Genomic DNA, 9598 nt, shown 5'->3' with positions numbered 1-9598 from the left:
TGGCGTCCTGGTCGAACGACGGCAGGATGCCGAAGACCCGGCGGTAGGTGTCGAGCTTCAGCGGCGCGGCGTGGGTGAACCAGATCTCCAGTGGCTTCCAGCTCTCGCCCAGGATGCCCCGGATCGTCCGGAAGGCCGTGGCCACCGCGAGCTCCTGGCTCTGGCGGCCCTGCCAGGGCGGGCCGTTGATGCGCAGGATCGCCTGGTCGCCGAACTCCTGGGTAACGACCGAGTAGGCGTCGTTCTGGAGCCACTGGAAGCGGGCGTAGGCGGCCAGCGCCTTGCGCAGCGTGGGCTGCTCGCGGATCACCAGCCCCACGGCGCCCATGTTGGAGATGCGCCGGTTCTCGGCGACGCGCAGGGCGAAGTCCTCGACTCCCGACTGCTCGGCGGCCATCTCGTACATGCGGCCCATGAGCTCGACCGAAACGCGCAGATCGGGGTCCGTCAGGACGGCGGCGGGCAGGCCGACGGCGGCGACGAACTGGTAGGCGTCGAGCCCCAGCTCGCGGCAAAGCTCCAGGTACCCTGTCAGGCCGGCGGAACGGCCAAGTTGAGACATGACGCCACCCAGATAACGCTGGGATTCAGGCGCGCAATGTCCCGCGAAATCAAGCGTCACCTTGTCGCGCGCAGAGAGCGGAACGCCCGATGACCATGACCGAAAACACCGCCCCGGCGTCGTCGCGCGGCGGGCAGGGCGCGCCGGGCCTGGCCGAGGACATGCGCCGCGCGATCGACCTGTTCGCCGACGCGCCGGGCGGCATGATCGTCACCGCGGGACCCGAGCACCGGATCGCCATGCTGAACGCGGCCTACTCGGCCTGGATCGAGCATCGCGACGTCGTCGGCCTGACTGTCACCGAGGCCTTCCCGAACCTGGAGGAGCTCGGCTTCCAGCGCCTGCTCGACAAGGTCTACGCCACCGGTCGCACCCAGGTGATCCGCGCCACCCGCACCCTGATCCAGCGGCCCGACGGCCTGCCGCCGCGCGAGGCCTATGTGAACTTCGTCCTGCAGCCGATACGCGACGCGTCGGGCGTCGTCTGCGGGATCTTCTCGCAGGGCCACGACGTGACGAAGGAGAAGCTGGCCGAGCAGGAGCTGCGCGCCAGCCAGGCGCAGCTCCGCGCCGCGCTCGCCACCACCCAGACCATCCTCGACAACTCCCACGACGTGATCTGCACCCTCGACGTCCAGGGCCGCTTCCTGCAGGTGAGCCGCCAGAGCGAGCGCATGTGGGGCTACCGGCCGGACGAGATGGTGGGCAAGAGCTACCTCGACCTCGTCCATCCTGACGACATCGTGGCGACGGCCGAACACGCCATGCAGCTGGCGCGGGGCCCCAGCAGCACCTTCATGAACCGCTACCGGCACCGCGACGGGTCGATCGTGCCCGTCATGTGGTCCGCCGTCTGGTCGCGCGACCACCAGACCACGTTCGCCATCGGCCGCGACATGCGCGATCACGTGGCCGCCGAGGAGAAGCTGCGCCAGGCCCAGAAGATGGAGGTGGTCGGCCGGCTGGCGGGGGGCATCGCGCACGACTTCAACAACCTGCTGACTGTCGTCATCGGCGCGACGGAGACCCTGGCCGAGGCGCTGGCCGACCGGTCCGACCTTGCCCCGGTGGCCGACGTGGCGCTGGAGGCCGCTCAGCGCGGCGCCGAGCTGGTAAGCCAGCTGATGGCCGTGTCGCGCACCCAGTCGCTCGCGCCTCAGACCATCAACTGCAACCGCTTCCTCGAGGGGCTGCTGCCGATGCTGAAGCGGACACTGGGCGGCCAGATCGAGGTGTGGATGACCCCTGCGGCCAGCGACATCTGCTGCCTGGCCGACCTCACCCAGCTCACCTCGGCTATGCTGAACCTCTGCATCAACGCCCGCGACGCCATGCCCGAGGGCGGACGGCTGACGCTTGGCGCGGCGACGGCCCCGGGCGACGACGGGCCGGTGGTGTTCTCGGTGGCCGACACCGGCGAGGGCATGTCGCCCGCCGTGCGCGCCCGGGCGCTGGAGCCGTTCTTCACCACCAAGCCCGAGGGCAAGGGATCGGGTCTCGGCCTTTCCATGGTCTGCGGCTTCGCCGAGCAGTCGGGCGGCCGGCTCGAGATCGACACCGCCGAGGGCGCCGGGACGACGGTCTCGGTCAGCCTGCCGCGCACCCGGCCCTGCGCCGAGACGCCCCGCGCGCACGCCGAGGTCGCGGACCTGCCCTGCGGCCTCAGGGTGCTGCTGGTGGAGGACGACGACCAGGTCCGCGGCCAGGTGCGCCGCCAGCTCGAGGCCCTGGGCTGCGCCGTCACCGACTGCGCTTGCGGCCACGACGCGCTCGACGTCATCGCGGGCGGCGTCGCCGTCGACCTGATGATGACCGACATCAATATGCCGGGCGGCCTGAACGGCCGCCAGCTCGCCGACCATGCCCGCCTGCTCGACCCGGCCCTGCGGATCCTCTTCAGCTCGGGCCACACCGAGGACCCGGTGTTGCGCACGGCGGGGCGCGACCCCCGTTCGGCCTTCCTCGCCAAGCCTTACCGTCGCGCGGAACTGGCGGCGAAGCTGGCGGGGCTGATCGGCCAGACCGCCTAGGAAGCGGCGCGGAGCCCGGTTTCAGGAGTTTCCAGTTCGGCGCCGGCGGCGTTGGCCACCGCGGTCAGGAGCTCGGCGGCGTTCAGGGGCTTGGAGACCACGTCGTCCATGCCGGCGGCGCGATAGCTTGCCACCTGGTGGGCCATGGTGTTGGCCGTCACGGCCAGGATCGGGGTGCGCGGGCGGTTCATCACCGTCTCGCGGGCGCGGATGGTCATGGTGGCCGTGGGGCCGTCCATGATGGGCATCTGGACGTCCATCAGGATCACGTCCCAGTGCGACGACTCCCAGGCGCGGACCGCCTCTTCGCCGTTCTCGACCAGTGTGGGCTCGACGCCCAGCTGGCCCAGCAGCGCCTTCAGAACCATGCGGTTCACTGCATTGTCCTCGGCGGCCAGGACGCGGACCCCGCTCGCGAGCGGCGCCGGCAGGTCGGGCGTCTCGGGCTCGCTGCGCTCGACGCGCCGCAGGGGCAGCTCGAGCGAGAAGGTGCTGCCGGCGCCCGGCGCGCTGTCGACGGTGATCACCCCACCCATCGCCTGGCACAACTCCTGGCAGATGGAGAGGCCCAGGCCCGTGCCGCCATAGGCGCGGGTGGCCGAGGCGTCGGCCTGGACGAACTTCTCGAACAGGCGCGGCACGCGGTCGGGCGCGATGCCGATGCCGGTGTCGGCCACCTCGATGCGAACGCCCGCGGCGCTGCGGGCCACCCGCACGGCCACCTCGCCCACGTGCGTGAACTTCAGGCCGTTGGAGACGAGGTTCGTGAGGATCTGGCGCACCCGCTGGGCGTCGCCGCGCCACAGGCCGTCCACCGCCGGGTCGATCTCGAGCGGGAAGGCGAGCTCCTTGGTCGCGGCCTGGGCCCCGAACGCCGCATGCGCTGCGCTCACCACGCCGCGCAGGTCGAACTCGTGGATGTCGAGGGTGAGCCGGCCGGCCTCGATGCGCGAGAGGTCGAGCAGGTCGTCCAGCAGGTCCAGCAGGGCGCCGCCGCTTTCGCGGATCACCGCCAGGCGCTCGCGCTGGTCCGGCGACAGGGGCTCCATGTCCATGGCCTGGGCCATGCCCAGCACCCCGTTCAGCGGCGTGCGGATCTCGTGGCTCATCACCGCCAGGAAGTCGCTCTTCGCGCGGTTGGCCTCTTCCGCGGCGCGGCGGGCGTCGGCCTCAGCCTGGGCGGTGAGACGCGCTTCGGTCACGTCGTCGTAGGTTCCGAGGCACAGGCTCCACGGCGCGCCGTTCGCGTCGGTCACGCGATAGTGGATGCGGACGATCCGCGAGCTGCCGTCGTGGCGGCCCATGGTCGCTTCGAACGGCGGGATCACGCCCTCGGCGTCCATCGCGTTCAGCGCCTCGGCGAATGCCTCGAGGAAGTCCTCGCCGAACGCACCTGCGCCGCCGTAGCGGGTGAACATTGCGCGGGCCTCGCCGTTGGCCTCGACCATCCGGACGTCCTCGAACAGCGACGCGCGCCCCTGGTAGGTCTCGAGCATCACGTCGCCCAGGCGGGCGCGTCCGTGAGCGGCGGCCTGCAGTCGGGCGTAGAGCGACGAGGCGTCGAAGCAGATCCGCGCCATCGGGCTGTTGTGGAAGACCATCCGCCAGCGCTGGTTGCCGGCCTTGGCCTCGCGGCCGGCCAGGCGTACGGCCTCGCGCTCGGCGACCATGGCGGCCGAGAGGCGGACGATGAAGGCGATGTAGCCGACCCCCGCGAGCGACAGGAGCAGGGCGTCGACGACCGGCACATCAGCGCCCGCGAAGGCGACCCACAACGGGGCCAGGATCACGCCGGCGGCTGGCGGCGTCACCAGCGCCCAGGTGGCGTAGCGCGAACCCGACGACTTCATGGCGTTGCCGAGCGAGACGGCGGTCAGCACGAAGCCGGCCTCGGCCAGCCGGATGGCGCTGGGTTCGGCCAGCAGCACCGCGGCCACGCCCGAGAAGACGACGGCGCTGAGGAACTGGGCGGCGGTGACCGCGCGGCGGCGGGTCCAGGGGTCGGGCGCGAAGGCGCGGCCGCCGACCCAGTTCTCGAGGAGGCCTGTCGCGAGCATGCCGGCGGCCCAGAGGCCGATCCGCAGGTCGTGGGTGGCGAGCCAGGCGAGCAGGCCAATCGCGCCGCCCTCGAAGGCGCGCATGACATGTCCGCGCGTGCGGCGGCGCAGGACACGCAGGAACGCCCCGCGCTCGTCTGGTCCATCGCGCATCGGCGTGGCCGCACTCATTCGGGGGAAGTGCGGCGCACGCCGATGCGGCTGGCCGCCTGCGCCCGGGGGAGGAGCAGGAGACGTGCGCAACCCGAGCGGGGGGTGTCGGGTTGGACGCGCATGCCAGGAAGCCTCGCTGTGCTACTCAAAATGAGAAATTGAAGAACGCCGACTAATCGACGGTTAATTGTGGGAATGTTGAAGAGGAGTCAGGTGCAGATTTCTGCGAATTCTCACTCTAACGCTTTCGGACAACGCGGGTTTTCGAAAATCCTCAGAAGGCACATGTGGGAATAGCGGGAAGATGAGGTCATTGTGCGACAATCTGGCGCACAGCAAAGTCTTCGACGGCGTGGGATCGGTTGGCGACGCTTAACGGTAGGGCAACGCCTGTATGGTTGCTTGGCCGTTCGTGTTGGAACGCAGCCGGCCTGTCGGGCGGCCGCCGACCCGCCCGGCCGGAGCATGCACCCCGCTCCGGCCGGGACAGGTCGCTTCAGTCGGGGCGGCCGTAGCTCAGCAGCTTCTCCGCCGACAGCGGATCGCCGACGAGGTTGCGGACGATCTGCTGCAGCATCCGGATGGTCGCGCGAAGGCTCTCGGGATCCAGCCCCTCGGTCATCGCCGCATTGCCCTCGCGCCAACGCGCCGCGGCCTCGGTATAGGCTGCCTCGCCCCTGGCGCTGATCGTCACCTGCACGCGACGCCGATCCCGCTGCGGCGACCACCGCTCGACCAGGCCGTCGGCCACGAGCTGGTCCACGATGCGGGTGAGCGTGGTGCGATCGATGGCGCTGTAGAGGGCCAGGTCCTTCATCGAGCAATGCTGGATGCGGCGAATGACCGCAAGCGTACGCCAGCGGTGCAGGTTAAGTCCTGTATCGGACAGGACCCGATCGAAGAAGAGGTCCCGCTGCCGCATGATCTGGAACTGCAGGTAGAAGAAGTATTCGGGAGGCGCCAGGGGGAACTCCCCCTGTGAATCCAAGGTGTTGTCGCTTGGTCGCGGTCTGCGCATCGGCTCCTCGCGGGCGGGTGGAGACCAGGCATTCCGTTACTGATTTATGTGCGATTGCAATAGGTGCAAATGCACATTGGTATCCCCCCGTTAACTGTCTCCGCGTAAGGCTTCGCACAACAAAAAAAGAGGAACCCCCCAGTTGCAGCAGAGCATCGCTTTTGCCGATGAAGACGTGCGCCGCGCCGTCCGCGCGCTGAGCGCCGACGTGCAAGCCGCCCTGGCCCTCAGCCGCGCCACCCTGCAGGCGATCGCAACCCTCACGCCGAGCCTCGGCGCGGCGGCCGAGACCGCGATCGACCAGGAACTGGAACGCGCGCAGGAACTCGGCGCGCAGCGCTCGGTGGAGGTACTGACGGACGTCCAGGCCCGGCTGCAGGAGATCCCCGAGCAGGCCAAGATGGTGAGTGCGCTGGAACACGCGCTGCTCGCGGCGGCCGACGCGCTGCCGGACTTCCACGAGATCGACGAGCCGGCGGCCCGCACCCAATAGGCGGATCGCAGCCTCCGGAAACGAAAAGGCGCCCGGGCTTCCACCCGGGCGCCTTTTTCCGTCCTGGCGGCTGCGCCTAGCTGGCGGCGGGAAGCACGCGGGCACGCACGCGGCGCAGGCCCTCCAGCACCGACTCCGCGCCGGCGGCCTCGGCCCTGTCACCCAGGGTCGCGAGCAGGCGGATGCCGTCCACATGCACGTCGATCGAGGGCCAGTTCACCACCTCGCCGCCGCGGAAGCTGTCGGCCAGGTCGCAGAGGCTGAAGGCCGCCTCGGCCAGCGCCTTCAGGCCGAACTGGCCGGCAAGGCCGAAGATGGCGTTCGAGAGATCGTAGATGGCGTCGAAGGTCTTGGGGTCCGGCGCCTTGCGACCCGCCGCAGCGATGCCGGCCATGGCCTCGGCCTTTTCGACCAGCGAGGCCAGGGTGGCCCCACGCACGCCCTCGATGCGGACCTCGGCGGCTTTCACGTGCTCGTCGACAGTCTTGCCGCCAGGCTTCTTGACCACTTTGGCCAGCTGGTTCTCGACAGCGAAGATGCGGGCGGAAGACATCAGGCGACCTTCGGTTTGAACAGGGCGTCGATTTCGTCCTGTCCGAGGTTGGGGGTGCTAGCGGCGCCGACTTCTGCCGACAGGTCGTCGTGGCGGCGGCCCTTGGAGCCTACGGGCGGGCCCAGAGCCTTCACGCGTCGATCGGGGCCACAGTAACCGGGCGAGGTTACGAATTTGCGTTGGTCGTTCAGCAGCCAGATGATCCGCTGCATCATCACGAGCGGGGCGACCGGCTTGCGGACCACGAAGCTGGCGCCCGCGTCGCGGCCGCGGAAGATCTGCGACGGCTTGGTGTGGCCCGTGATCAGGATCACCGGCGCATAGCAGTTGGGCGCGATGTCGCTGCGGCGCAGCCAGGAGATGAAGTCGTAGCCGGTCTCGTCCTGCAGGGCGCTGTCGACCACCACCAGGTTCAGGATCCGCTCCTGGATCGAGGTCCGGGCCTCGACGCCGTTCAGGCAGCGTCGCGGCGTGTGCACGCCGAAGCCCGCGAACATCTCGGCCATGATGTTGAGCCCCTCAGGGTCGCCGCAGGCCAGCAACACCTCGGCGGTGGAGAGGTTGACGCGTTCCGACTTGCTGTAGGGGAGGCTCACGGCATCAGTCCCAGAAGGTCATCACTTCGCCCGGATCGGGCGGGGGGGTCAGCGAAGGGCCGGACAGGCGCCGCGCCTGCTCGGCCAGGGTCAGGGTGCGTATCGCGTTCTCGATGTCTGCCGCCAGGCCCGCGGGGGCGGCCTCGGCGAGCGCGCTGACGAAGTTGGCGAGACCCGCCAGCCGCTGGCTGAGCAGGTCGGCCGCCTGGGCGTCCACGAGCAGGGAAGGGTCGTTCGGCAGCGCCGCGCCTACCAGGCGCGAGATCACGCCCTGGATCTGGTCGCCCAGATTCACCAGGTCGGACGCTTCCTGGGCCACCAGGTCCAGGGACTCGCGCAGACAGGGCATGACGGCCGGCTGACCCGACATCAGAAGAGCTCCAGGGCGCCGGTGTCCTCGACCTTGGCGACCGGCTGGCGGCGCTCGGTGGCGAAGACCTTGGACTCGGTGGGGGCCAGCAGGATCTGGCGGGCCCGACCGCTGACGGGCCAGTACTGGATGCGGCGTGCGCGGTCCCCGCGCAGCGAGCCGCCCAGATAGTTCAGGCCTTCGTCGCGCAGGAACTGTTCGGCGAAGGCGGAGTTCTGGGCGCCGACGTCCGACAGGCCGTCGAACAGGTGCGCGCCGCCGAAGAGCTTCACCTCCAGCCGCTCGCGCCGCGCGCCTTTGCGCAGCAGGGCGTTGAGCAGCAGTTCCATCGACTGCACGCCGTAGCGCAGACCCTCGTCGCCCGTGGCGCCGGGAAGCAGGAAATGGTTCATCCCGCCGATACCGAGCGAAGGGTCGCGGATGCACGCGGCCACGCACGATCCCAGGATCGTAGTCAGCACCACGTCATCGTCGGCGACGTGGTACTGGCCCTGGATCACATGGATCTTGCGCAGCTCGGCGCCGGGGCCGGACTCGATATTGGCGGGACTGAAATTCACGCGAGGACGCCGAAGATCGCTTCGATCTTTTCCTTGAGGGTGCCCACGGTGAACGGCTTCACCAGGTAGTTGTTGACCCCGAACTGCACGGCCCGCTGCACCAGCTCCTTGTCGGCGCGGCCGGTGAGCATGATGAAGGCCGTCTTCTGGATCGGCGGGTGCGAGCGGATCGCCCGCAAGAGGCCCAGGCCGTCCAGCTTCGGCATGTTGTAGTCGCTGATCACGAGGTGGATCGGGCGCGACAGCATCTGGCGCAGACCTTCCTCGCCGTCCGGAGCCTCATAGATGGTCCGGAAGCCGAGTTGTTGCAGGCCCGTGCGAACCAGCGAACGCATGGTCTGCTGGTCGTCGACGATCAGGCAGGTGAGGGAAGAGCTCGCCGGCATCTCAGCGTTCCATTTCCTTGTTGGTCAGGTTGCGAACGGCGGGGCCCAGCCGTTCCAGGGGGAGTTGTCGTTCCACGGCGCCCAGGTCGTAGGCGGCGCGGGGCATGCCGTAGACCACGCAGGTGGCCTCATCCTGTCCGAGGGTCCGGGCGCCGGCCTGGCGCATGGCGAGCAGGCCTTGGGCTCCGTCCCGGCCCATGCCGGTGAGGATGACGCCCACGCCACGGTCTTTGGCGGTGCGGGCGACGGAGTTGAAGAGGACGTCCACCGAAGGGCAGTGGCCGCTGACCGGGTCGCCGTGGGTGACCTTGCAGCGCAGGTGCTTCGTGCCTTCGATCTCGAGGTGGTAGTCGCCGCCGGGGGCCACGTAGACGCGGCCGGGCACGAGCGGGTCGCCGTTGCGGGCCTCGGAGACCATCGCCGCGCAGGCGCGGTTCAGGCGCTCGGCGAAGCTCTTGGTGAAGCTGGCCGGCATGTGCTGGGCGATCACCATCGGCGCGCAGTTGGCCGGCAGGCGCTCGACCAGCGTCAGCAGGGCCTCGACGCCGCCGGTCGAGGAGCCGATCGCCACGACCTTGTCGTTCGGCGTGAAGCTGTCGGTGGGCGGCGGCTCTTCGCGCTTGATCCGCTGGCGGACCCGGGCGCGGGCGGCCATCTTCACCTTCTCGGCGATCTCGCGGAAGCCGGCGGCGTCCGAGCCGCGGGGCTTCTCGATGCAGTCCACGGCGCCCAGCTCGAGGGCGGCCAGGGTCGCCTCGGTGCCGCGGGCGGTGAGGGTGGAGACCATCACCACCGGCATGGGCCGCAGCCGCATGATCCG

Annotated in this window: 11 protein-coding genes; 2 read left to right on the top strand and 9 right to left on the bottom strand. The window is 69.7% G+C overall.

Going from position 1 to position 9598, the window contains the following annotated elements; all coding sequences use genetic code 11:
- The coding region (locus VGD44_RS21715) for an AraC family transcriptional regulator (protein WP_331090468.1) at window positions 1-562 on the bottom strand (562 nt) is incomplete at its 3' end.
- A gap of 89 nt (window positions 563-651) precedes the next feature.
- Here VGD44_RS21715 and VGD44_RS21710 point away from each other — a divergent pair.
- Window positions 652-2592 (top strand): PAS domain S-box protein, encoded by a 1941-nt coding sequence (locus tag VGD44_RS21710; RefSeq protein WP_331090467.1) that lies wholly within the window; start codon window positions 652-654, stop codon window positions 2590-2592.
- On the opposite strand, the gene VGD44_RS21705 is transcribed toward VGD44_RS21710, so the two are convergent.
- A complete protein-coding gene (locus VGD44_RS21705) occupies window positions 2589-4802 on the bottom strand; it encodes a hybrid sensor histidine kinase/response regulator (protein WP_331090466.1) in 2214 nt (737 codons plus the stop codon). The two genes, VGD44_RS21710 and VGD44_RS21705, sit on opposite strands and share 4 nt — an antisense overlap.
- Window positions 4803-5298: 496 nt before the next feature.
- The gene (locus VGD44_RS21700) at window positions 5299-5790 is read right to left on the bottom strand and encodes a MarR family winged helix-turn-helix transcriptional regulator (RefSeq protein ID WP_331090465.1); all 492 of its coding nucleotides are present in this window, start codon (window positions 5788-5790) and stop codon (window positions 5299-5301) included.
- Between the two features lie 172 nt (window positions 5791-5962).
- Here VGD44_RS21700 and VGD44_RS21695 point away from each other — a divergent pair, with 172 nt between their 5' ends.
- On the top strand, window positions 5963-6313 hold the full coding sequence (locus VGD44_RS21695; RefSeq protein ID WP_331090464.1) for a hypothetical protein: 351 nt from the start codon (window positions 5963-5965) through the stop codon (window positions 6311-6313).
- Between the two features lie 76 nt (window positions 6314-6389).
- Here VGD44_RS21695 and VGD44_RS21690 read toward each other — a convergent pair whose 3' ends face one another.
- From VGD44_RS21690 to VGD44_RS21665, 6 genes are all read right to left on the bottom strand, one after another.
- The gene (locus tag VGD44_RS21690; RefSeq protein WP_331090463.1) at window positions 6390-6866 is read right to left on the bottom strand and encodes a hypothetical protein; all 477 of its coding nucleotides are present in this window, start codon (window positions 6864-6866) and stop codon (window positions 6390-6392) included.
- Complete coding sequence (locus VGD44_RS21685; protein ID WP_331090462.1) at window positions 6866-7462, bottom strand: response regulator; 597 nt, start codon at window positions 7460-7462, stop codon at window positions 6866-6868. The genes VGD44_RS21690 and VGD44_RS21685 overlap by 1 nt, the downstream gene beginning before the upstream one ends.
- A 4-nt stretch (window positions 7463-7466) precedes the next feature.
- Window positions 7467-7832, bottom strand: coding sequence for a hypothetical protein (locus VGD44_RS21680; RefSeq protein WP_331090461.1), 366 nt, complete (start codon window positions 7830-7832; stop codon window positions 7467-7469).
- Window positions 7832-8392 carry a chemotaxis protein CheD gene (locus tag VGD44_RS21675; RefSeq protein WP_414694708.1) on the bottom strand — a complete coding sequence of 187 codons (561 nt, stop codon included), beginning with the start codon at window positions 8390-8392 and terminating at the stop codon, window positions 7832-7834. Before VGD44_RS21675 ends, VGD44_RS21680 begins: the two co-directional genes overlap by 1 nt.
- Complete coding sequence (locus VGD44_RS21670; RefSeq protein WP_331090460.1) at window positions 8389-8778, bottom strand: response regulator; 390 nt, start codon at window positions 8776-8778, stop codon at window positions 8389-8391. The genes VGD44_RS21675 and VGD44_RS21670 overlap by 4 nt, the downstream gene beginning before the upstream one ends.
- A 1-nt stretch (window position 8779) precedes the next feature.
- On the bottom strand, window positions 8780-9598 hold an 819-nt coding region (locus tag VGD44_RS21665; protein WP_331090459.1), incomplete at its 5' end, for a chemotaxis response regulator protein-glutamate methylesterase.

This window comes from Phenylobacterium sp. (assembly GCF_036402295.1).
GTDB lineage: Bacteria > Pseudomonadota > Alphaproteobacteria > Caulobacterales > Caulobacteraceae > Phenylobacterium.
The sequence above is the reverse complement of the archived record's forward strand: the minus strand, read 5'-3'. Positions and strand labels throughout refer to the sequence as shown.